This is a genomic window from Pseudomonas sp. FSL R10-2189 (assembly GCF_009600325.1).
In the GTDB taxonomy this organism is placed as follows: Bacteria; Pseudomonadota; Gammaproteobacteria; order Pseudomonadales; family Pseudomonadaceae; genus Aquipseudomonas; species Aquipseudomonas helleri.
Genome location: NZ_WIVZ01000011.1, coordinates 49,006 through 71,417, shown reverse-complemented (window position 1 = coordinate 71,417; position 22,412 = coordinate 49,006). Strand labels below are relative to the sequence as shown.

Below are 22,412 nucleotides of genomic sequence, written 5' to 3'. Positions count from 1 at the left end.
GGTGTGTTTTGTCCGCCCCGGCTGCGTGGTAACGACCGGCTAGCGGAGATTTGACCGGATGAATGACCAGGCTAACAGCGTCGATGAACGCTTTGACGACGCGACACCTGCGACCCTCAGTCGCTGGAACCGCCACGATACTACCTGGATGCTGGGCCTGTTTGGCACGGCCATTGGCGCAGGCACTTTGTTTTTGCCCATCAACGCAGGCATTGGTGGCTTCTGGCCGCTGTTGATCCTGGCGCTGCTGGCGTTCCCTATGACGTTTTATGCGCACCGCGGCCTGACCCGTTTTGTATTGTCCGGTCGTGAAGGCTCAGACATCACTGACGTGGTGGAAGAACACTTCGGCCTGACGGCCGGGGCGTTGATCACGCTGCTGTACTTTCTGGCGATTTTCCCGATTCTGCTGATCTACAGCGTGGCGCTGACCAACACGGTCGGCAGCTTCATGCTCAATCAGTTGCACATCACGCCGCCGCCCCGGGCCATTTTGTCGTTGGTGCTGATCCTCGGCCTGCTGACGGTGGTGCGCTGCGGTGAGCAAGTGATCGTCAAGGCCATGAGCATGATGGTCTACCCGTTCATTGCCGCGCTGCTGTTTCTGGCAGTGTTTCTGATCCCGCACTGGAATGGCGGCATTCTGGCCACGGCAAACACCCTGCCAGAGCCATCGGCCTTGCTGCACACCCTGTGGCTGGCGATCCCGGTGATGGTGTTCTCGTTTAACCACTCGCCGATCATCTCGGCATTTGCCGTAGATCAAAAACGCCGTTATGGCGCCAGTGCGGATGAGCGCAGCTCGCAGATCCTGTCGCGCGCGCACCTGCTGATGGTGGTGATGGTGCTGTTTTTCGTGTTCAGTTGCGTGCTCACGCTGTCCCCTGAGCAACTGGCTGAAGCCAAGGCGCAGAACCTGTCGATCCTGTCTTACCTGGCCAACCACTTCAGCAACCCGACCATCGCCTTTGCCGCGCCGCTGATTGCGTTTGTGGCGATTGCCAAGTCCTTCCTGGGCCACTACATCGGTGCCAATGAGGGCCTGAAAGGGTTGATCCTGAAGACCGGCAAGCGTCCGGCCGGTAAAACCCTGGAGCGCCTGACGGCGGCCTTCATGTTGTTGGTGTGCTGGGCGGTTGCGACCCTCAACCCCAGCATTTTGCGCATGATCGAAAGCTTCGGCGGCCCGGTGATTGCGGCCATTCTGTTCCTGATGCCGATGTACGCGATTCGTCGTGTGCCGAGCATGCGTCAGCACGCGGGCAAAATCTCCAACGTGTTTGTCACCGTGGTCGGCCTGGTGGCGATTTCGTCGCTGGTCTACTCGCTGATCCCTTGATCCAGGGCCTGTCGCTGCCGTTCTGCGCGGCGACAGGCCACTGATTGATCGTCTCTTGTCGTGCAACGCTTGAGTCTGGGCTGCACTCTGAATACTATTGCGACAAATTCCTATTCGCATTTTATTTTCAGTGTGCATCGAGGGCTCTTGTGTCGTCATCACCGTCCAACTCATCGCTGCTGCACACCGACGTTCGCAATCTGTATAGCGACCATCACCACTGGCTGGTGAATTGGCTGCGACGGCGGCTGCGCAATGCCGAGAATGCGGACGACATGGCGCAGGACACGTTCCTTTATGTACTCGGCAAACCGGAGCAGGTAGCGCAGTTGCGTGAACCGCGCGCCTGGCTGAGCAGCATTGCCAAAGGCTTGATGATTGACCGTTATCGTCGTCAGCAGGTGGAGCAGGCGTATTTGCAGGCGCTTGCACACGTGCCTGAACAGGACATGCCGTCACCGGAAGAACGCTTGATCCTGCTGCAAACCCTGACCCGTATCGATGCCTTGCTCGATGGCCTGAAACCCAACGTACGCACTGCTTTTTTGCTGTCACGGCTCGAAGGCCTTGGCTATCAGGCGATTGCCGAGCGGTTGGAGGTGAGCGTGAGTTCGGTCGAGAAGTACATGGCGACGGCGATTCGTCATTGCTTCCTGGCGCGCGCGGCCTTGTGAGCGGGGGTAGCGGCGCCATGTCGGGTTCTGTCGAGTTTTCATCCGAGGTGCTGGATGCGGCGATTAACTGGCTGGTGAAAACTCAGTCCGGGGCTGCTGATCCGCAGGTGCACGCAGCCTGCCAGCAATGGCGCGCCGCCCATGTCAGCCATGAGGCGGCCTGGCAAGCCCTGCAAGTGACCGAGTCGACTTTTCGCCAGGCGTCAGCCTTGTCGGGGCGGGTAGCGCTGGACACGTTAAGTGGCAGCGGTCGGCTGCGCTCACGGCGTCACGCGCTCAAGGTCCTTGGGCTAGGCGTGCTGGGCACCGGGGCGGGAGCGCTGGTGTGGCAACAGCAACCGTGGCGCACCTTTGGCGCTGACTATGCCACCTCCGTGGGCGAGCGCCGTGTGTTTAATCTGGCCGATGGCACACGGCTGCAACTCAATACCGACAGCGCTGCGGACGTTGTCTTCAACGAGCAACAGCGCTTGATTGTGTTGCGTGACGGCGAGGTTTTTATCCGTACCGGCAATGACCCTGACGCCTCGGCCGGGCGCCGACCGTTTTGGGTGCACACCCGTGAGGCGCGGTTACAGGCCATTGGCACCGCGTTTGACGTGCGCCAGGAATCTGGCCGTACCCGGCTGATGGTTGAAGAGGGCATGGTGGCTATCCATCTGCCGGCGGCGCAGCCGGTGTTGGTGCAGGCGGGCAAGGAATATGTGATCGATGGGCAGTCGGCCCGATTGCAAACCTCTTCGGCCTTGAACGTCAGCAGTTGGACGAGCGGGGCGCTGGTGGCGAAAAACATGCGCCTGGAAGACTTGGCGGCCGAACTGTCGCGTTATCGCCAGGGCTGGTTGTTGTGTGATTCTGCGGTCAGTGATTTGCGCGTGTCCGGGGTATTTCAACTCGAGCATATCGACCAGGCATTGCAGGGCTTGAGCCAGACGCTGGCGGTGCGCATCGAGCGCAGAACGCGGTTCTGGACGCGGATTGTGGCGGTTTAGCCAAGATCAAAAGATCGCGAGGCAAGCTCGCGTCCAGGTCAATACGAATAATTATCAAATTTCTTTGCGGGTTTTTTCGCGTCCTTCGACAACTAGGCATAAGACCTTTTAATTGCAGGAGCAAAACCCATGTCCGCTGCCGTTCAACCTCTTTTCTTGCCCGCGCGTAGCCGCTTGGCCATTGCCCTGCAGGCGGTCTTGCTGGGCGGTGCTGTGCTGGCAGCCGTGCAACCGTTTTCGATGACGGTGGCCGCATCGGTCAGTGCGCAACGCAGTTTCGATGTGCCGGCAAGTACGCTGGAAGACGCGCTTAACCGCTTTGCCCGGCAGGCCAATATTTCGCTGCCTTACGACCCGGCACTGGTACAGAACAAACAGGCGCCAGCGCTCAAGGGCCGTTTTGAGGTGCCGCAAGCGTTGCAGCAATTGCTCAAAGGCAGCGGCCTGACCGCCACCGAAGGGACCAACGGGGTGTGGACGCTGTACCCGCTGACCTCTGGCAGCGCAGACGGCAAGTTGCAACTGCAGGCCACCAGTGTGACCGGCGTGGCATTGGGCGGGACAACCGAAGGCAGCAATTCCTACACCACGGGCGAAACCAGTACGGCAACCAAATTGCCGCTTTCTCTGCGTGAAACACCGCAGTCAGTCACCGTCATTACCCGTCAGCAAATGACCGATCAAGGGCTGGGCAGCATTGCCCAAGTGATGGAGCAAACGCCGGGCATAACCGTGATGCACGATGACAGCGAGCGTTACAACTTCTACTCCCGCGGCTTTACCCTGGATAACTTCCAGTACGACGGCGTGCCAACCTCGGACTTCACCACCAATACCAACGGTCTGGGCATGCGCGACATGGCCATTTACGACCGGGTAGAGGTGGTGCGCGGTTCCACCGGTTTGATGAGCGGTGTGGGCAGCCCGTCGGGGGCGGTGAATCTGGTGCGCAAACGCCCGACCAAAGACTTCCAGGGCTATGTGTCGGGCAGCGGTGGCTCATGGGACCGCTATCGCAGTGAATTGGACCTGTCGGGCCCCTTGACTGAAAACGGCGCGGTGCGCGGGCGTGTGGTGGCCGCCCATGAAGACGGACGCTCCTTTATCGACAGGTATTCGTCCATCAAAGATGTGTTCTATGGCATCGCTGAGGCTGATCTGACCGACGATACGACGCTGTATGCCGGTATCGACTATCAAAAAATCAACTCCAATGGCTCAAGTTTTGGCCAGTTGCCGCTGTACTACAGCGATGGCAGCCGAACCCACTTCAAGCGCTCCATGAACCCGGCCGCCAAGTGGGCGTATGCCGACAGTAAAAGCACTAAGTATTTCGCCGGGGTCGAACAGCGTTTCGATAACGATTGGTTGTTGAAAGTCGAAGCCAGCCACTGGAAGGGCAGCACCGACCAGTTGCAGGGCAATATCGTGGGCTGGGGACCGTTCCCGGACAAAACCACGGGTGAAGCGCAGTTTATGAGCGGCACCAAAACCTTCGAGATCAACACCGATACGCTGGACGCCTATGCCACCGGACCCTTTGAGTTCTTGGGGCGCAGCCATGAATTGGTGCTGGGTGCCAATGTCAGTAATCGTCGCAACGACTACCTGGCCGAGAATGCTGACGACCTGACCATCAATTACCAAAATTGGAACAACGATGCGCCGCGTCCGGGCCCTGCTCAATTGAGTCAAGGCTTGAAACAGCGCTATAAGACGAAGGAATCGGCGCTCTATGGCGCCTTGCGTCTCAAGCCGACGGATGATTTATCGATCATTCTCGGTGCTCGCGTGGTCGACTACGACCGCAAGGGGACAATGACCTACAACGCTGCGCAAACGGTCCCTACGCTGGATGATTCGAAAAAGACCGGCAAGCCGATTCCCTATGCAGGGATCGTCTACGACCTGAGCGCCAATCACTCGGTTTATGCCAGCTACACCGAGATTTTTACCCCGCAAAGCTATTTCGATCGCAACGATAAAGTGCTCGCACCGATGACCGGTAAAAGCTACGAGGCGGGCTTGAAGTCGGAGTATTTCGACGGTGCACTGAATACCAGTTTTGCCGTGTTCCTGATCAAACAGGACAACTACGCCGAATACGATGGTGTGCGCGATAACGGCGAAGATGCCTACAAGGCCATCGACGGCACTAAAACCAAGGGCTTTGAGGCCGAGATTTCCGGTGAAGTGGCACGCGGCTGGCAATTGCTGGCGGGCTACACTTACGCTCAACCCCGGGACAAGGACGGCAAACGCATCAACAGCAATCACCCCGAGCAGTTGTTCAAACTGGCCACCAGTTACCAACTGGACGGTGACCTCAAGGACCTGACCGTGGGCGGTAATGTGTCCTGGCAAGGTTCGACTTACAGTGAGCTGGACTCATCGATCAAAGCCGACGCCAAAGAAGGCAGTTTCGCGGTGGTGGGGTTGATGGCGCGTTATGACATCAGCCAAAACCTCAGCGCCACGGTCAACCTCAACAACGTCTTTGACCGCGAATACCTCAGCGGTTATGGCCTGTACTCGACCTACTACTATGGCGATCCGCGCAACCTGATGCTGGGGATGAAGTACAGCTTCTGAGAAGGGGTTCATGTCGCAGCGGGGACGATTGGGCTATGGTTGGGCAACCATTCCAAGCGGAGCCAGACGATGAGCGACTCAACCCTTCATCATGCTGCGGCTGAGGGCTATGCCCAGGGCGCTGACACTTATGTACGCGGGCGCCCTGATTACCCGCCCCAGGTCAGCGCCTGGCTGACTGACACCCTGGGCCTGCAGCCTGGCCAGACGGTACTCGAAGTGGGTGCCGGAACTGGCAAATTCACCCCGCGCCTGTTGCAGACCGGCGCACGGGTGATCGTGCTTGAGCCGGTCCAGGCCATGCTCGCCAAACTGTCAAAGGCCCATCCTGAGGTCGAAGCGCATCAAGGCACCGTACAAGCCATTCCACTGGCTGATGCCAGTGTCGACGTGGTGGTGTGCGCACAAGCCTTTCACTGGTTTGCCAACCATGAAGCCCTGGCCGAGATCCATCGCGTGCTTAAACCGGGCGGGCGCCTGGGGCTGATCTGGAATCTGCGAGATGCCAGCGTACCGTGGGTGGCGGAGCTCGATGCGTTGGTCAATCAATGGGAAGCCGACGCGCCACGCTTTTACACCGGCGCCTGGCGTCAGTCGTTTCCGTATGACGGCCTTGGGCCGCTGCAAGAGCAACGGTTCGTTCAGCCTCACAACGGGCCGGTTGAGGACGTGATTTTCAATCGCGTGCGTTCCACCAGTTTTATCTCGGCACTGGCGCCAGATGAGCGGGAAAAGGTGGAGCAGCAGTTGCGTGAGTTTGTCGTGTCACACAGCGTGTTGAATCACGGCGGAGAAGTCAGCGTGCCATACATCACTTACGCGTTTGTCACGCAGAAACTGACGTGATCCCCTCTTAATTTTCGGAAAGCTACGCGTACTACAAACCAAACGGATCCTTCTGACAGGGTAGTTCCGCACCCCCTCGGCATACTGGCTGGGCGCCGCTAACTGGCAATTTGACAGTTAGCGGGCACTCAACCTTCCTCCACCAGGATGCCGACATGACCCTATTACACAACAACGCTCACGCCTTGCCCGGTGCCTGCGTATGAAGCGCATGAACATCACCGTCGGGTCCAGGACCACGGTGGGCGGCGTGGTGGTGACGGGCTGGGAGCTGATGACAATCAACGACCAGATTCTGGCCCGCGAAGGTGACAGCATCGAGTGTCCGGTGTGCGGCAGCACGGGCGTTATCGTACTGTGCGGCCCGCGCCATGATGAATCACTGGGAGGGCGGCAAGCCGCGCTGGAAGGCGACTTGTGCCAGTGCCTGTGCCGCCCTGCGCCGCGACTGATCCCTGACCAATACATCAGAGGCCAGGTGTTGGGAGATGCCAGAGGGCCTCAGCAGAGTTACATGGAGTATTTGGCTCAGTGGCCCGAATCGCCGGCACCTAAAAAAACAGCCCCCGCCAGTGCCAATCCCGAGCTGGAAGAAGAGGACGAAGAAGAGGAACTGGAGTCCGGCATCACCCTGCATGTGGGCTTGTTCTTCGATGGCACCGGCAACAACCAGGGCAACAGTGAAGCGGCGAAAGGGTGCCTGGCCATTAGCTTGGGTATTGGTCAAAAGGAAGGCGAGGATATACGTCAGCATTGCGCGAGCTTTGGCTTTGACGGTAAAGGAAACTCGCCGGATAACAGCTATAGCAACGATGTCACCAATGTGGCGCGGCTTTATGACTTGTATCCGGATCATGCGGATACGCAATTGCCGCAAGGAGCTGAAGAGGCGTTTCTCAGTGTTTACCTAGAAGGTATCGGTACAGTCACGGGGCAAGCTGACTCGGTCTATGGCCAAGCCAGCGGTCAAGGCAGCACTGGGATTGTGGCGCGAGTTGAGCAAGCACCTGCCCTGATTTTGGAGCAGATTCGAAGGCTGCAAGACAACAATCCCGGCCTGATCATTTGGCGAATCGTTTTCGACCTGTTTGGCTTCAGTCGCGGTGCCGCTGCCGCACGGCATTGCGCCAATGATCTGGTGAAGGGAGCTGACAGTTTGTTGGCCAAAGCCCTGCCCGCCGGGTCACCCTTGCTGGTAGCCAGCTTCAAATGGCGCCACCGAACAGATTTCAACCTCAACTTTATCGGCCTGTTTGATACGGTGCCTGGGGTGGTTGCACCCTTAAGCGGCGACTTTAGCCCGCACAACGCCAGTAACCCGGGCCTTGACCTGTACCTTGCGCCCGGCATTGCACGCCATGTGGTGCAATTTGTGGCGCGCCACGAATATCGTCATAACTTCTCACTGGTTCGTACCGACAATGACATCGAGCTGCCCGGCGTCCACTCCGATCTTGGAGGCGGTTATTTGCCTCTGGCCACCGAAAAAGTGCTGCTGAGCAGACCCCAGAGCAGTCAGGTGCCTGTCGACATGCCAGAAACCTCCACGGTCGCTTATGACCGAGCCCGGCAGTTGATGGGGGTTATGCTGCCGGACCTGGAGCCCTATCTGCAGCGCTGGAGTATCGACACATGGGCGGTGGTTCTGCCTTACAACAAACGCCGTGACATGTTCGCCGAGAAACGCGTGTATGCCTCCCTACGCAGTGAGCGGCAAGTGCATGGCCAGTTGTCACTGATTTACTTGCGGGCCATGCGCGAGCTGGGAATACGAAACGGGGTTCCATTTGATGTGGTTCCAGACACTTCTGCGTTTGCCTTACCGGCAGACCTGCACACTATCGCTGTAAAACTTCAGGCGTATGCCGTCGGCGACAGCTTTCCCGGACTGACCCATGAAGAGGTGGCTTTACTACAGCGCAAATACATCCACTTGTCAGGCAATTGGAATGCTGCCAGCGGCAAGAACAACAGCGACATTGAGGTGCTGTTTATCAATCGGCCGGCTGCGGGCGGTAAACGGGCGGTGCATCCTAATGAATAAACTAAAATTTTTAGTCGTGTGCGGTGTACTTGGGGTGATGGCGGGCTGTGCCAAGGGCAGCAATGGGTTGCCTTATGATGCATGGCGCTTAGGGCTGGGAGCCCCCGATTACATGGAAGTATGGATCGAAACCGCAGATGCGGTTGATGTGCGGGACCGTGAATTCAGGCTAGCCATGAGCGGAATAGCCGCTATCAATACACCTAAAAACCTCAATGGTAATCCTCGTGGCTGGCCTAGCTATCCGGGCTGGGGCAAAGGTAAATATGTTTACGGAGCTGCGGTACCACGCCTGATCTATGTGCGCTGGCAATCATTGGTGGAGCCACAAACCTACGAGGCTTATATCGTTATCCCCGAATCCATTCAGCAGGCATGGTCAAGCCTGAAAAAGCTTTTTGTGCCGCCGATGCCAAATGGATCACCGGTTACCGCAAAGGCGTGACCGTAGGGTTGGCACCCGGCGGTATTGCCAAAGTGTGGATTTCAGGCCCTTGCGTCAGCCCAATCGAAGTGGCCAGGGTTCAGGGCGAAGTCGTTAAGGAAGGGCCTTCTAGCGGCCAGACTAATGGCAAATATGCCTTGCCGTTAGAGCCAGAAACAAAAGCCTACATCGAAAAATACGGGGTGCCTTATGGCTCTTGGTAAAGGTCCGCCTCTGCACTTGGACGGTGCACCCCAATGAATAAATTCAAGCTGCTATGGTTGTGCGCTGTGCTTGGGTTGATGGTCGGCTGTGCCAAGGGCAGCAATGGGTTGCCCTATGATGCATGGCGCTTAGGGCTGGGAGCCCCTGATTATATGGAAGTGTGGATCGAAACCGCAGATGCAGTAGATGTGCGAGACCGTGTCTTCAAGCGAGCTATGAGCGGAGTAGCCGCTATCAATACACCTAAAAACCTCAAGGGCCACACGCGCGGTTGGCCCAGCTATCCCGGTTGGGGCGCAGGCAAGTATGTTTATGGGGCAGCAGTACCGCGCCTGATCTATGTGCGTTGGCAATCGCTGGTGGAGCCACAAACCTACGAGGCTTACATCGTGATCCCCGAACTCATTCAGCAGGCCATGGTCAAGCCTGAAAAAGCCTTTTGTGCCGCCGATGCCAAATGGATCACCGGTTACCGCAAAGGCGTGACGGTAGGGTTGGCCCCTGGCGGTATTGCCAAAGTGTGGATTTCAGGCCCTTGCGTCAGCCCAATCGAAGTGGCCAGGGTTCAGGGAGAAGTCGTTAAAGAGGGGCCTGATGGCGGTCGATCTGGTGGCAATTATGCCTTGCCCTTAAAACCAGAAACAAAAGCCTACATCGAAAAATACGGGGTGCCTTATGGCTCTTGGTAAAGGGCCGCCGCACACGTGCGGAGCATCCCAATGACTACATTCAAGCTGCTAGCGATGTGCGGTGTATTTGGGTTAATGGTGGGCTGTGCCAAGGGCAACAACGGGTTGCCCTATGAGGGGTGGCGTCTTGGGCTGTTTGCTCCCAACTACATGCAAGTATGGATCGAAACCGCAGACGCGGTGGATGTGCGGGATCGTGTATTCAAGCGAGCCATGAGCGGAACTTCAGCCATACAGACCCCTAAAAACCTCAAGGGCAACCCGCGCGGCTGGCCCAGCTATCCCGGCTGGGGCAAAGGTAAATATGTTTACGGAGCTGCGGTACCGCGCTTGATCTATGTGCGCTGGCAATCATTGGTGGAGCCGCAAACCTACGAGGCTTATATCGTGATCCCCGAAGCCATTCAGCAGGCCATGGTCAAGCCTGAAAAAGCTTTTTGTGCCGCCGATGCCAAATGGATCACCGGTTACCGCAAAGGCGTGACCGTAGGGTTGGCCCCCGGCGGTATTGCCAAAGTGTGGATTTCAGGCCCTTGTGTCAGCCCAATCGAAGTGGCCAGGGTTCAGGGCGAAGTCGTTAAAGAAGGACCTGATGGCGGTCGATCTGGTGGCAATTATGCTTTGCCCTTAAAACCAGAAACAAAAGCCTACATCGAAAAATACGGGGTGCCTTATGGCTCTTGGTAAAGGCCCAGCGCGCCTCGCGATCTGTGTTATGGCCAATAGATCGCGAGACGCGCCAACAGAAGGGGGGGGGCAGCTGTTATTTACCTGACAGCAGGGCTTCAAGTTTTTCCTGGTCACGGGCGAATTGGCGGATGCCTTCGGCCAGTTTTTCAGTGGCCATGGCGTCTTCGTTAGAGGCCCAGCGAAATTGCGCTTCGTTGAGGGTCAAACGCGGCTCGCCGGTCGCGCCGGGGCTGAGTTTGCGCGCCAGTGCGCCGTCGTCCTGCGCCAGTTTTTCCAGCAGGTCCGGGCTGATGGTCAGGCGATCGCAGCCTGCCAGTTGCTCGATCTGGTTGGTATTGCGAAAGCTCGCGCCCATGACCACGGTTTTGTAGTCATTGGCCTTGTAGTAGTTGTAGATGCGGGTTACTGACTGCACGCCCGGATCATCTGAGCCGGTGTAATCAATCCCGGTGGACTTCTTGTACCAGTCGTAGATGCGGCCCACGAACGGCGAGATCAAAAACACCCCGGCATCGGCACAGGCTGCAGCTTGGGCAAACGAGAACAGCAGGGTCAGGTTGGTCTGGATACCGGCTTTTTCCAGCTTCTCGGCAGCACGGATGCCTTCCCAGGTCGACGCCAGTTTGATCAGTACGCGGTCGCGGCTTACGCCGGCCTTGTCATACAGCTCGATTAATTGATTGGCTTTTTGCAGCAGGGCTGGCTCGTCAAACGACAGGCGCGCATCGACTTCGGTGGAGATACGGCCCGGAATGACCTTCAAGATACCGCTACCCACCGACACCGCGAAGAGATCGCAGGCCAGGCCAACATCACCTTTGGCGTGGGTAATAGCGTTTTTCAGCAGGTCGGCATAACCCGGCAGGGCTGCGGCCTTGAGCAGCAGGGAAGGGTTGGTGGTGGCATCAACGGGTTTGAGGCGGGTAATCGCGTCGAGGTCGCCGGTGTCTGCGACCACGGTGGTGAACTGCTTGAGTTGTTCCAGCTTGGAAGTCATGAGCGTCTCTGTCTCAAAGGTATTAATGGCTGTACAGATGGAGTACGTCGTCGAGCAAAAGTTCTTTAAACGGTAAGTGGCAGAATGCCGCCGAACAAGGTCGTTGTGCAACCGATCAGGAGATTTAATCGCAAGAAAAGCAATCTGTGGAGGATTGGCTATACCTACAACTCCATGTTCAAACGGTTGCGTCTCATACAGGAGTTTCACCATGAAACCTGGGTTGATGATCGGTACGTTATGCCTGGCTACGCTGGTACTGGCCGGATGCGCCAGCAAGGTTCAGCAACCGGATGAATACTCCGGCTTTTTAAAAGATTACAGCCGACTTAAAGAAGCCCGGTCGCCTTCGGGGGCTGAGGTCATGCGCTGGGTTGATCCCACGATCAAGGTCGACCAATACACCAGCGTGTACATAGAACCGAGCCAGCTCTATCCGGCGCCAAAACCTACCGAGAAAATTCCGCAAAGCACGTTGAACGCGATTACGGCCTACTACGATCAGGCGCTCAAACGTGAGATCAGTAAAGTGCTGCCGTTGGCCAGTGCGCCAGGTCCGGGGGTGATTGTGGTACGCCCGGCCATTACAGCCGTCAGCAGTCAAACTGAAAGCCTGGCCCCTTATGAGTACATCCCTGTCGCTCTGGTGGCGGCAGCGGTGACGACGGCCTCGGGGATCCGCGATCAAGAAACCCGGTTGTCCACCGAGGCCGTTTTTATCGACGGGAAAGATCAGCATGTGATTGCTCAAGTGGTGCGCAAAGGCACGGGCAAGCCGCTGAGCAACGCCAGCCAGGTGATGAAGGCAGATGACGTGAAAGCAGTGATCGATGGCTGGGCGTCGGACATGCGCCAGTCATTTCAGAAGGTCAAGGATTAGAAGACCCCAAGCACGCGGCGTGATCCCTTTGGCAATGCCGGGCCCCTCTTTTTGTCACACCCGGCATGACAATTTGTGCTCCGGGCATAGGTCGCGTGCGCGTTTCGTGTTTAACTTCCGGCTCTTCAAAAACAGTTAAAAAGGACATCGTTCATGGCTCAAGTGACGCTTAAAGGCAACCCTGTTCAAGTCGACGGCGTGCTGCCTGCAGTAGGTTCCAAAGCGCCAGCGTTTTCGCTGGTTGCCGGTAATTTGTCCGATGTAACGCTGGCCAGTTTTGCCGGTAAGCGTAAAGTGCTGAACATCTTCCCAAGCGTTGACACCCCGACCTGCGCAACATCGGTACGCAAGTTCAATGCACAAGCCAACGAACTGGCCAACACCGTGGTGCTGTGCATTTCGGCTGACCTGCCATTCGCTCAAGCGCGTTTCTGCGGTGCCGAAGGTCTGGAAAACGTACAAAACCTGTCGACTCTGCGCGGTGCCGAGTTCATCAAGAACTACGGTGTGGCAATCGCTGATGGCCCGCTCAAAGGCCTGACTGCTCGCGCAGTGGTTGTACTGGACGAAAACGACACTGTGCTGCACAGCGAACTGGTTAAAGAAATCGCTGAAGAGCCTAACTACGAAGCAGCGCTGGCTGTTTTGAAGTAAGTCGTACAGCAACACCGAAAACGGCCTGGCATTGAATGCCAGGCCGTTTTTTATTGCCCGTAAAGATCAAATAATCAAACCGGCCTACGTAATGTCACACAGGTTCTAGACACTCTGCGCGGCACAATTGAGGCAAGGGCTGCCTTAAGTCTGGATTATTTGAGGTTGAGTGTTGGTGTTGCACATTAGACAAATCAAAGTCCGGGCAGGCCCTTGTCGTGAATGTAAAGCAGGTCTTTGACGCGCTATAACGTAAATAGCCGGTAAAGAGCCTTTTCATAACTGTCTGCACTGCTTATCTTTCAGGCTCCTGAAATTAAGCGCTCGCGCCCAACTGGTTGATCACTCAATGCAATCCTCTGTTTCTCGCACTTCTCGTCGCTGGCTGGTTGGCCTGCTGATTTTGCTGATCGTTGCTGGCGTGAGCTGGTTGCTTTGGCCCGCATCGGCGAAAAAAGGCCAGAACGCGCAACCCGCCGGGCACACCAGCCGCACGGCGGTGATGCGCCCGGGCTTTGGTGGCTCAACGTTGCCGGTGCCGGTTCTGGTCGCAGAAGTGACACGGGGGGATTTCCCGATCTACTACAAAGCGTTGGGCACGGTCACTGCACTGAACACGATCAATGTGCGCAGCCGCGTGGCAGGCGAACTGGTCAAGGTCTACTTCAAAGAAGGGCAGATGGTTAAGGCTGGTGAATTGCTGGCAGAAATCGACCCGCGCAGCTATCAGAACGCGCTGCTGCAAGCCGAAGGCACGTTGTTGCAGAACCAGGCTCAGCTTAAAAACGCCCAGGTAGATGTGCAGCGTTATCGCGGTCTCTACGCCGAGGACAGCATCGCCAAGCAAACGCTGGACACGGCCGAAGCTTTGGTCAGCCAATATCAGGGCACGGTCAAGACCAATCAGGCGGCCGTCAATGATGCCAAGCTCAACCTCGAGTTCACCAAGATTCGTGCACCGATCAGCGGCCGCGTGGGCTTGCGCCAGCTGGACGTCGGCAACCTGGTTGCAGCCAACGACACCACTGCGTTGGTGGTGATTACCCAGACCGAGCCGATTGTGGTCAGCTTCACCTTGCCGGAAAACAACCTGGCCCTGGTGCTGGAGCGCTATCGCAGCGGTGCAAAACTGCCGGTACAAGCTTGGGATCGCGGTGATCAGAAAGAGTTGGCCAGCGGTGTGTTGAGCAGTATCGATAACCAGATTGATGTCACCACCGGCACCTTGAAGTTCAAGGCGCTGTTCGAGAACCGCGATCAGGCGCTGTTCCCCAACCAGTTCGTCAACGTGCGTCTGCTGGCTGACACCCTCAAAGGTGTGATTCTGGCCCCGACCGCAGCGCTTCAGTACGGCACCAATGGCTCGTTTGTCTATGCAATGGACGGCGATAAAAAGGTCAAGATCCGCACCCTCAAGCTGGGGGCGACCGATGGCGACTTGACCGTTGTCAAAGAAGGCCTGGAACCGGGTGATCGCGTGGTGCTCGAAGGCACCGATCGCTTGCGCGAAGGTAGCCTGGTCGAAGTGGTCAGCAACAGCAGCGAAGTACCGACATCGGCCGCAGGGCAACTGCAAGGTGGTCCGGATGCGGACGCCGACCCAAGTGCTGCCAAAGCCCAGGGTACGGGCAAGGGCAAGGCTGGCGAATGAATCTGTCGCGGCTGTTTATCCTGCGCCCGGTGGCAACCACGCTGTGCATGATTGCCATCGTCTTGTCCGGGATCATCGCGTATCGCCTGCTGCCGGTGTCGGCCTTGCCTCAGGTCGACTACCCGACCATCCGTGTGATGACGCTTTACCCCGGCGCCAGCCCGGATGTCATGACCAGTGCGGTGACGGCGCCCCTTGAGCGCCAGTTCGGGCAAATGCCCGGCCTTACACAGATGGCTTCGACCAGTTCCGGTGGCGCCTCGGTGTTGACCCTGCGCTTTAACCTGGACATGAACATGGATGTCGCCGAGCAGCAGGTGCAGGCCGCGATCAACGCCGCGACCAACCTGCTGCCCAAGGACTTGCCGGCACCGCCGGTGTACAACAAGGTCAACCCGGCCGACACCCCGGTGCTGACCCTGGCGATTACCTCTAAAACCATGCTGTTGCCCAAGCTCAACAATTTGGTCGACACCCGCATGGCGCAAAAAATTGCCCAGATCAATGGTGTGGGCATGGTCAGCATTGCCGGCGGTCAGCGCCAGGCCGTACGGATCAAGGTCAACCCCGAGGCGCTGGCCGCCAATGGTTTGAACCTGGCGGATGTGCGCACCCTGATCGGCGCCTCCAACGTCAACCAGCCCAAGGGTAACTTTGACGGCCCGACGCGGGTGTCGATGCTGGACGCCAACGACCAGTTGAAAACCCCGCAGGAGTACGCCGAACTGATTCTGGCCTACAACAACGGCGCGCCGTTGCGACTCAAAGACGTGGCAGAAATCGTCGACGGGGCCGAGAACGAACGTCTGGCCGCCTGGGCCAATGAAAATCAGGCGGTATTGCTCAATATCCAGCGTCAACCCGGTGCCAACGTGATTGAAGTGGTGGACCGGATCAAGGCGCTGTTGCCGAGCATCACCAACAACCTGCCAGCCGGTATCGATGTCACCGTGCTGACCGATCGCACGCAAACCATCCGCGCCTCGGTACGCGATGTGCAGCATGAGTTGTTGATTGCCATCGCGCTGGTGGTGATGGTGACCTTCCTGTTTCTGCGTCGTGCCAGCGCCACGATCATTCCGTCGATTGCGGTGCCGTTGTCGCTGATCGGGACCTTTGGCGTGATGTACCTGGCCGGGTTTTCGGTCAACAACCTGACGCTGATGGCCCTGACCATTGCCACCGGCTTTGTGGTCGATGACGCCATCGTCATGCTGGAAAACATTTCACGCTACATCGAGGAGGGCGAAACCCCGATGCAGGCCGCCCTCAAGGGCGCCAAGCAAATAGGCTTTACCCTGATCTCGCTGACCCTGTCGCTGATTGCCGTGCTGATCCCGCTGTTGTTCATGGCGGATGTGGTCGGTCGGCTGTTCCGTGAATTTGCCATCACTCTGGCGGTGGCGATTTTGATCTCGTTGGTGGTGTCGCTCACCCTGACCCCGATGATGTGCGCACGCTTGCTCAAAGCCGAGCCCAAGCCAGAAGAGCAGGGCCGTTTCTACCGGGCCAGCGGTGCCTTTATTGACTGGATGATCGCCGAGTACGGGCGCATGTTGCAGTGGGTGCTCAAGCATCAGCCACTGACATTGCTGGTGGCCATCGGTACCCTCGCGCTCACGGTGTTTCTGTACATGGTGGTGCCCAAGGGGTTCTTCCCGGTGCAGGACACGGGCGTGATTCAAGGGATTTCCGAGGCGCCGCAGTCGATTTCGTTCAGCGCCATGAGCCAGCGTCAGCAAGAGCTGGGCAAGATCATCCTGCAAGACCCGGATGTTGAGAGCCTGTCGTCTTACATCGGTGTGGACGGCGATAACGCCACCCTCAACAGCGGGCGCATGCTGATCAATCTCAAGCCCCACAGCGAGCGCAGCGACAGTGCTTCGGCAGTGATTGCGCGTCTGCAACCGCAGGTGGACAAGCTGATCGGGATTCGCCTGTATATGCAGCCGGTGCAGGACTTGACCATCGAAGACCGCGTCAGCCGCACTCAGTACCAATTCAGCTTGTCATCGCCGGATGCGGAGTTGCTCAGTACCTGGAGCCAAAAACTGGTGACGGCCTTGAGCAACCAGCCTGAACTGACCGATGTCGCCAGCGATTTGCAAGACAAAGGCTTGCAGGTGTTTCTGGTGATCGACCGCGATGCCGCGTCGCGCCTCGGGGTGTCGGTGGCGAACATCACAGACGCACTCTACGACGCCTTCGGCCAGCGGCAGATTTCGACCATTTACACCCAGGCCAGCCAGTACCGCGTGGTATTGCAGGCCAAAGATGGCGAGAAAATCGGCCCGCAGTCGCTGGAGCAGATCCACGTCAAAACCACGGATGGCGGTCAGGTTCGGCTGTCCAGCCTGGCCAGGGTTGAAGAGCGTCAGTCGCAACTGTCCATTTCTCACATCGGGCAGTTCCCGTCGGTGATGGTCTCGTTCAACCTGGCGCCCGGCGTGGCGCTGGGGCAGGCGGTCGAGCTGATTGATCAGGTGCAAAAAGACATCGGCATGCCGGTCGGCGTGCAAACCGAGTTCCAGGGCGCTGCACAAGCGTTCCAGGCGTCGTTGTCGAGCACCTTGCTGCTGATCCTGGCGGCGGTGGTGACCATGTACATCGTGCTGGGTGTGCTCTATGAGAGCTACATCCACCCGATCACCATCCTCTCGACCTTGCCTTCGGCGGCCGTCGGCGCCTTGTTGGCGCTGATTCTCAGCGGCAATGACTTGGGCATGATCGCGATCATCGGCATCATCTTGCTGATCGGCATCGTCAAGAAGAACGCGATCATGATGATCGACTTCGCCCTCGACGCGGAGCGAAACCAGGGCATGGCCCCCCATGACGCGATTTACCAGGCGGCGTTGCTGCGCTTCAGGCCGATCCTGATGACCACTCTGGCCGCCTTGTTTGGTGCCGTGCCGCTGATGCTGGCGACCGGTTCCGGCGCGGAGCTGCGTCAACCGCTGGGTCTGGTGATGGTTGGCGGTCTGCTGGTGAGCCAGGTATTGACCTTGTTTACCACCCCGGTGATCTATCTGTACTTTGATCGACTGGGCCGCCGCTGGCGCGGTAACACGGTAACCGCTGAGCAGGCGTCGCTATGAACCTGTCCGGCCCGTTCATCAAGCGCCCGGTAGCGACCATGCTGTTGAGTCTGGCAATCATGTTGCTGGGCGGTGTGAGCTTTGGTTTGCTGCCGGTGTCGCCGCTGCCGCAAATGGATTTTCCGGTGATCGTGGTGTCTGCCAGTTTGCCGGGGGCCAGCCCCGAGGTCATGGCCTCAACCGTGGCCACGCCGCTGGAGCGATCCTTTGGCGCGATTGCCGGGGTCAATACCATGAGCAGCCGCTCGAGCCAGGGCTCGACGCGGGTGATTTTGCAGTTCGATCAGGACCGCGACATCAATGGCGCGGCCCGTGAGGTACAGGCGGCGATCAACGCCTCGCGTAACCTGTTGCCCAGCGGTATGCGCAGCATGCCGACCTACAAAAAAGTTAACCCGTCACAAGCACCGATCATGGTCTTGTCGCTGACGTCCGATGTGTTGGCCAAGGGCGAACTTTACGATCTGGCTTCGACCATCCTCTCGCAAAGCCTGTCGCAAGTGCCGGGGGTGGGCGAGGTGCAAATCGGCGGCAGTTCCCTGCCTGCCGTGCGTATCGAACTGGAGCCGCAACTGCTGAACCAGTACGGCGTGGCACTGGATGACGTGCGCAACACCATTGCCAACGCCAACGTTCGCCGGCCCAAGGGGGCTGTGTCGAATGACGAGCATAACTGGCAAATACAGGCCAATGATCAACTGGAAAAAGCCAAGGATTACGAGCCGCTGATCATCCGTTACCAGGACGGAGCAGCTTTGCGTCTGGGCCATGTGGCCAAGGTCCAGGACGGCGTTGAAGACCGCTACAACAGTGGCTTCTTCAACCATGATGCTGCGGTGTTGCTGGTGATCAACCGTCAGGCTGGCGCCAACATTATTGAAACCGTCAACGCGATCAAGGCCCAGTTGCCTGCTTTGCAGGCGGTCCTGCCGGCCAGCGTCAAACTGAACCTGGCCATGGACCGCTCCCCGGTCATCAAGGCCACGCTGCATGAAGCCGAGATGACCTTGCTGATTGCCGTGGCGCTGGTGATTCTGGTGGTGTTCCTGTTTCTCGGTAATTTTCGTGCGTCGCTGATCCCGACCCTGGCGGTGCCGGTGTCGCTGGTGGGTACTTTTGCCATCATGTACCTGTTCGGCTTTTCGCTGAACAACCTGTCGCTGATGGCCCTGATCCTGGCCACCGGGCTGGTGGTGGACGACGCCATCGTCGTGCTTGAGAACATCTCACGGCATATTGATGCCGGGATCTCGCCCATGAAGGCTGCGTACCTGGGGGCCAAGGAAGTCGGCTTTACCTTGCTCTCCATGAACGTCTCGCTGGTGGCGGTGTTTTTGTCGATCCTGTTTATGGGCGGGATCATTGAAAGCCTGTTCCGGGAGTTTTCGATCACCTTGGCGGCGGCGATTGTGGTGTCACTGGTGGTCTCGCTGACCTTGACCCCGATGCTCTGCGCGCGTTGGCTCAAACCCCATGTGCCGGGTACTGAAAACGCCATGCAGCGCTGGAGCATCCGGCTTAACGACCGCATGGTGCTGGGTTATGCTCGCAGCCTGGATTGGGTCTTGCGGCACAAGCGCCTGACCCTGCTCAGCCTGTTACTGACCATCGGCGTAAACGTGGCGCTGTATGTAGTGGTGCCCAAGACCTTTATGCCGCAGCAAGACACCGGGCAACTGATTGGCTTTGTGCGCGGCGATGACGGTCTGTCGTTCAGCGTGATGCAGCCCAAGATGGATATCTTCCGCAAGGCTGTGTTGGCAGACCCGGCAGTGGACAGCGTGGCGGGCTTTATTGGCGGTAACAGCGGCACCAACAACGCGGTGATGATCGTGCGTCTCAAGCCGATCACTGAGCGCAAAATTTCTGCGCAAAAAGTTATCGAGCGTTTGCGTGAAAACATGCCCAAAGTGTCGGGCGGGCGCCTGATGCTGATGGCCGACCAGGACCTGCAATTTGGCGGTGGCCGTGAGCAAACCAGCTCACAGTATTCCTACATCCTGCAAAGCGGCGACTTGGGTGAATTACGCACCTGGTACCCTAAAGTGGTGGCTGCTCTCAAGTCCCTGCCCGAACTCACTGCCATTGACGCCCGTGAAGGGCGGGGTGCGCAGCAAGTCACCTTGGTGGTAGACCGCGATCAGGCCAAGCGCCTCGGGGTCGATATGGACATGGTCACTGCGGTGCTGAACAACGCTTACAGCCAGCGGCAGATTTCGACCATCTACGACAGCCTGAACCAGTATCAAGTGGTAATGGAGGTCAACCCCAAATACGCCCAGGATCCGCAAACCCTGGACCAGGTGCAGGTCATTACGGCCGATGGTGCACGGATTCCGTTGTCGGCCATTGCTCACTATGAGAACAGCCTGCAAGACGACCGGGTTGAACATGAAGGCCAGTTTGCCTCTGAAACCATCTCCTTTGACATGGCCCCCGGCGTTTCCCTGGAGCAGGGCACCGCAGCGATTGAACGCGAGATCGCCAAATTGGGCTTGCCCGAAGAAGTGATCGTGAAAATGGCCGGTACTGGCGATGCCTTTGCCGCCACGCAAAAGAGCCAGCCTTTCATGATTTTGGGCGCGCTGGTGGCGGTGTATCTGGTGCTGGGCATTCTTTACGAGAGCTATATTCACCCGCTGACTATCCTCTCGACCTTGCCGTCGGCGGGGGTCGGGGCGCTGTTGAGCATTTACCTCACCGGCGGGGAATTCAGCTTGATTTCGTTGCTCGGGATCTTCCTGCTGATCGGCGTGGTGAAGAAAAACGCCATCTTGATGATCGATCTGGCCCTGCAACTGGAACGGCATTCGGGGATGGGCCCGCAAGAGTCCATCCGCAGCGCCTGCCTGCAACGTTTGCGGCCGATCCTGATGACCACCTTGGCGGCCATCCTTGGCGCCTTGCCGTTGATGCTCAGCCATGCCGAAGGCGCCGAGATGCGCCAGCCATTGGGCCTGACCATCATCGGCGGGCTGGTCTTCAGCCAGATCCTGACCCTTTACACCACCCCGGTGGTTTACCTCTATCTCGACCGTGCGCGCCATCGTTTCAACCAATGGCGTGGCGTACGTACTGATGCTGCTCTGGAAACTCCGCTATGACCTCTCGTTTGCTTAATCTTGCTCCGGCATTGTCGCCACAACGTTGGGCGCTCGCCCGTGGCTCGCGTCTGTTGGGCCTGGTGCTGACCGGCGTGCTGCTCAGTGCCTGTGCGGTGGGGCCGGATTACCAGCGCCCTGAGCTGGCCGTGCCGCAGCAGTTCAACGCGGTTGATGGCTGGACCCAGGCCAACCCGAGTGATGCGCTGGAGCGGGGCGCCTGGTGGGAGTTGTACGCTGACCCGCAGCTCAACGCGCTGGTGGCCAAGCTCAACAGCAACAACCAAAGTGTTGCGCAGGCCGAAGCGCAATTTCGCCAGGCCCAGGCGCTGGTGCGCAATGCCCGTGGAGCCTTCTTGCCGAGTGCTGATTTAAGCGTAGGTAAAACCCGCTCCAGCCAGGGCACTGGCAGCTCCAACTCCAGCCTGACCAGTTCCAGCAGCGGTATTCGCGACACCTTGAATGCGCAAGTCGGGGTCAGTTGGGAGGCCGATGTCTGGGGCAAATTGCGCCGCGGCCTTGAGGCCAATGAAGCCAGCGCCGAAGCCAGCTATGCCGACCTGGCGGCCATGCGCTTGAGCCAACAATCGGAGCTGGTGCAGAACTACCTGCAACTGCGGGTGATTGATCAGCAGAAACGTTTGTTGGAAGCGACCGTCGAGGCGTATGAACGGTCGCTAAAAATGAGCGAAAACCAGTACCGTGCCGGGATCTCCGGCAAAGATGCGGTGGCGCAAGCGCAGACCCAATTGCGCAATACCCAGGCCAGCCTGATTGACCTGATCTGGCAGCGTGCCCAATTTGAAAACGCCATTGCAGTGCTCACCGGTCAACCGCCTACGGGCTTCAAACTGGTAGAAATAAACGACATCCCCAAGCTGCCGGCGATCCCGGTCAGCGTGCCTTCGCAACTGTTGGAACGGCGCCCGGACATTGCCTCGGCAGAGCGCTCGATTATTGCCGCCAACGCCAACATAGGCGTGGCCAAGGCGGCGTACTACCCGGACTTCAGCCTGAGCCTGTCAGGCGGCTACAGCAGTAGCCAGTATCAGGACTGGATCAGCGTGCCAAACCGGTTCTGGTCGGTGGGGCCAAAAATTTCATTGCCATTGTTTGATGGTGGCCAGCGTTCGGCCGAAGTGGACCGTAATGAAGCCGTGTACGACCAGACCGTGGCCAAATACCGCCAGACCGTGCTTGATGGTTTCCGTGAAGTGGAAAACTACAGGATCCAGTTGAAAGTGCTGGGTGATGAAACCGTGGTGCAAGAGCAGGCGCTGGAATCGGCCCGTGAATCACTGCGCCTGACCACCAACCAGTACAAAGCGGGTTTGATTGCGTATCTGGATGTCGTCAACGTTCAAACCACAGCCTTGAGCACCGAGCGCAGCGTCTTGAACCTGCTGCAAAGCCGCTTGATCGCCAGCGTGCAATTGATCGCCGCACTGGGCGGTGGCTGGGACGGGAAAATGGAAGTGAGCGAGCGCTAGGGCCTGCTCAGGTTTAACGCGTTCTG

General features: G+C 58.1%; 15 protein-coding genes and 1 pseudogene. 15 read left to right on the top strand and 1 reads right to left on the bottom strand.

Annotation, left to right across the window (positions count from 1 at the left end; genetic code table 11):
• Positions 1-58: 58 nt before the first annotated feature.
• The 9 genes and pseudogenes from GHO32_RS10800 to GHO32_RS10760 all read left to right on the top strand — a co-directional run bounded on the left by GHO32_RS10800 (position 59) and on the right by GHO32_RS10760 (position 10,512).
• The gene (locus GHO32_RS10800) at positions 59-1,339 is read left to right on the top strand and encodes a serine/threonine transporter (RefSeq protein WP_153334768.1); all 1,281 of its coding nucleotides are present in this window, start codon (positions 59-61) and stop codon (positions 1,337-1,339) included.
• A 149-nt stretch (positions 1,340-1,488) separates the two neighbouring features.
• The gene (locus GHO32_RS10795) at positions 1,489-2,013 is read left to right on the top strand and encodes a sigma-70 family RNA polymerase sigma factor (protein WP_368668409.1); all 525 of its coding nucleotides are present in this window, start codon (positions 1,489-1,491) and stop codon (positions 2,011-2,013) included.
• A 17-nt stretch (positions 2,014-2,030) separates the two neighbouring features.
• Positions 2,031-3,005, top strand: coding sequence for a FecR domain-containing protein (locus GHO32_RS10790; protein ID WP_153334769.1), 975 nt, complete (start codon positions 2,031-2,033; stop codon positions 3,003-3,005).
• Positions 3,006-3,134: 129 nt separating this feature from the next.
• Positions 3,135-5,597, top strand: a complete 2,463-nt coding sequence (locus GHO32_RS10785; RefSeq protein WP_153334770.1) for a TonB-dependent receptor — start codon at positions 3,135-3,137, stop codon at positions 5,595-5,597.
• Between the two features lie 69 nt (positions 5,598-5,666).
• Positions 5,667-6,443, top strand: coding sequence for a class I SAM-dependent methyltransferase (locus tag GHO32_RS10780; RefSeq protein ID WP_153334771.1), 777 nt, complete (start codon positions 5,667-5,669; stop codon positions 6,441-6,443).
• Between the two features lie 202 nt (positions 6,444-6,645).
• Positions 6,646-8,487, top strand: coding sequence for a phospholipase effector Tle1 domain-containing protein (locus GHO32_RS10775; RefSeq protein WP_153334772.1), 1,842 nt, complete (start codon positions 6,646-6,648; stop codon positions 8,485-8,487).
• Positions 8,480-9,135, top strand: a pseudogene (locus tag GHO32_RS10770) (DUF2931 family protein). Before GHO32_RS10775 ends, GHO32_RS10770 begins: the two are co-directional and overlap by 8 nt.
• 33 nt (positions 9,136-9,168) lie before the next feature.
• On the top strand, positions 9,169-9,825 hold the full coding sequence (locus GHO32_RS10765; protein WP_153334773.1) for a DUF2931 family protein: 657 nt from the start codon (positions 9,169-9,171) through the stop codon (positions 9,823-9,825).
• Positions 9,826-9,855: 30 nt separating this feature from the next.
• Positions 9,856-10,512 (top strand): DUF2931 family protein, encoded by a 657-nt coding sequence (locus GHO32_RS10760; protein WP_153331535.1) that lies wholly within the window; start codon positions 9,856-9,858, stop codon positions 10,510-10,512.
• A gap of 76 nt (positions 10,513-10,588) precedes the next feature.
• Here GHO32_RS10760 and tal read toward each other — a convergent pair whose 3' ends face one another.
• Positions 10,589-11,512, bottom strand: a complete 924-nt coding sequence (tal, locus tag GHO32_RS10755; protein ID WP_153334774.1) for a transaldolase — start codon at positions 11,510-11,512, stop codon at positions 10,589-10,591.
• Between the two features lie 211 nt (positions 11,513-11,723).
• On the opposite strand from tal, the gene GHO32_RS10750 reads away from it, so the two are divergent.
• From GHO32_RS10750 to GHO32_RS10725, 6 genes are all read left to right on the top strand, one after another.
• A complete protein-coding gene (locus GHO32_RS10750) occupies positions 11,724-12,392 on the top strand; it encodes a DUF3313 domain-containing protein (RefSeq protein WP_153334775.1) in 669 nt (222 codons plus the stop codon).
• Between the two features lie 153 nt (positions 12,393-12,545).
• On the top strand, positions 12,546-13,046 hold the full coding sequence (gene tpx / locus GHO32_RS10745; protein WP_153334776.1) for a thiol peroxidase: 501 nt from the start codon (positions 12,546-12,548) through the stop codon (positions 13,044-13,046).
• Between the two features lie 349 nt (positions 13,047-13,395).
• A complete protein-coding gene (locus tag GHO32_RS10740) occupies positions 13,396-14,697 on the top strand; it encodes an MdtA/MuxA family multidrug efflux RND transporter periplasmic adaptor subunit (RefSeq protein ID WP_153334777.1) in 1,302 nt (433 codons plus the stop codon).
• The gene (locus GHO32_RS10735) at positions 14,694-17,795 is read left to right on the top strand and encodes an MdtB/MuxB family multidrug efflux RND transporter permease subunit (protein WP_123748679.1); all 3,102 of its coding nucleotides are present in this window, start codon (positions 14,694-14,696) and stop codon (positions 17,793-17,795) included. Before GHO32_RS10740 ends, GHO32_RS10735 begins: the two co-directional genes overlap by 4 nt.
• Positions 17,792-20,899, top strand: coding sequence for an efflux RND transporter permease subunit (locus GHO32_RS10730; RefSeq protein WP_153442829.1), 3,108 nt, complete (start codon positions 17,792-17,794; stop codon positions 20,897-20,899). Before GHO32_RS10735 ends, GHO32_RS10730 begins: the two co-directional genes overlap by 4 nt.
• Positions 20,896-22,386 (top strand): efflux transporter outer membrane subunit, encoded by a 1,491-nt coding sequence (locus GHO32_RS10725; RefSeq protein ID WP_153334779.1) that lies wholly within the window; start codon positions 20,896-20,898, stop codon positions 22,384-22,386. Before GHO32_RS10730 ends, GHO32_RS10725 begins: the two co-directional genes overlap by 4 nt.
• Positions 22,387-22,412: the final 26 nt, after the last annotated feature.

Excerpts from the sequence above, each read along its gene's own strand:
- tpx (WP_153334776.1), top strand. The coding sequence starts at position 12,546 with ATGGCTCAAGTGACGCTTAAAGGCAACCCTGTTCAAGTCGACGGCGTG.
- GHO32_RS10790 (WP_153334769.1), top strand. The coding sequence starts at position 2,031 with ATGTCGGGTTCTGTCGAGTTTTCATCCGAGGTGCTGGATGCGGCGATT.
- GHO32_RS10725 (WP_153334779.1), top strand. The coding sequence starts at position 20,896 with ATGACCTCTCGTTTGCTTAATCTTGCTCCGGCATTGTCGCCACAACGT.
- GHO32_RS10750 (WP_153334775.1), top strand. The coding sequence starts at position 11,724 with ATGAAACCTGGGTTGATGATCGGTACGTTATGCCTGGCTACGCTGGTA.
- GHO32_RS10785 (WP_153334770.1), top strand. The coding sequence starts at position 3,135 with ATGTCCGCTGCCGTTCAACCTCTTTTCTTGCCCGCGCGTAGCCGCTTG.
- GHO32_RS10740 (WP_153334777.1), top strand. The coding sequence starts at position 13,396 with ATGCAATCCTCTGTTTCTCGCACTTCTCGTCGCTGGCTGGTTGGCCTG.
- GHO32_RS10780 (WP_153334771.1), top strand. The coding sequence starts at position 5,667 with ATGAGCGACTCAACCCTTCATCATGCTGCGGCTGAGGGCTATGCCCAG.
- GHO32_RS10730 (WP_153442829.1), top strand. The coding sequence starts at position 17,792 with ATGAACCTGTCCGGCCCGTTCATCAAGCGCCCGGTAGCGACCATGCTG.
- GHO32_RS10765 (WP_153334773.1), top strand. The coding sequence starts at position 9,169 with ATGAATAAATTCAAGCTGCTATGGTTGTGCGCTGTGCTTGGGTTGATG.
- GHO32_RS10760 (WP_153331535.1), top strand. The coding sequence starts at position 9,856 with ATGACTACATTCAAGCTGCTAGCGATGTGCGGTGTATTTGGGTTAATG.
- tal (WP_153334774.1), bottom strand. The coding sequence starts at position 11,512 with ATGACTTCCAAGCTGGAACAACTCAAGCAGTTCACCACCGTGGTCGCA.
- GHO32_RS10775 (WP_153334772.1), top strand. The coding sequence starts at position 6,646 with ATGAAGCGCATGAACATCACCGTCGGGTCCAGGACCACGGTGGGCGGC.
- GHO32_RS10735 (WP_123748679.1), top strand. The coding sequence starts at position 14,694 with ATGAATCTGTCGCGGCTGTTTATCCTGCGCCCGGTGGCAACCACGCTG.
- GHO32_RS10800 (WP_153334768.1), top strand. The coding sequence starts at position 59 with ATGAATGACCAGGCTAACAGCGTCGATGAACGCTTTGACGACGCGACA.